The sequence below is a fragment of the Mesorhizobium sp. M2E.F.Ca.ET.209.01.1.1 genome, from assembly GCF_004010375.2.
GTDB lineage: Bacteria > Pseudomonadota > Alphaproteobacteria > Rhizobiales > Rhizobiaceae > Mesorhizobium.
Window position 1 is genome coordinate 1 of sequence record NZ_SADP02000312.1, and the last position, 394, is coordinate 394.

The following is a 394-nucleotide window of genomic DNA, read 5'->3' on the forward strand; positions in this document are numbered from 1 at the left end:
GAATGGCCCATGGCGACAATCCGGTTCGGATCGCCGCCGTGCTGCGCGATACTGGCGCGCACATAGGCGTAAGCCTTTTCGATGTCGCCGGCCTGGGTGGCCACATCGGCCTCCGGCAGCATGCGGTAGTCGATCGAAACGAACACGAAGCCGTTGGCCAGCAGGAAGTCTGGCTTGGCGCCGACCTGGCTGCGTTTGCCGAACCGCCAGGCGCCGCCATGGACGAAAAACACCACCGGGAGCTTGTTCGCGCCGGCTGAGGCGTAGATGTCGAGCTTGGCCGGACCGTAATCGAGGGTTTGCGGTTCCGGCTGGTGTAGCCGCAAAGCGGCAGAGGCGCCGGCCGGCAGCATCGCTGCCAGCGACGCGAGCATGAAATCTCGCCGGTCTATCA

1 protein-coding gene is annotated in these 394 nt (G+C 65.0%); it reads right to left on the reverse strand.

Annotated elements, in window-relative coordinates; all coding sequences use genetic code 11:
• Positions 1 to 392 (reverse strand): alpha/beta hydrolase (locus tag EN852_RS35790; protein ID WP_246694506.1); only part of this gene is annotated, 392 nt, incomplete at its 3' end.
• Positions 393 to 394 lie beyond the last annotated feature (2 nt).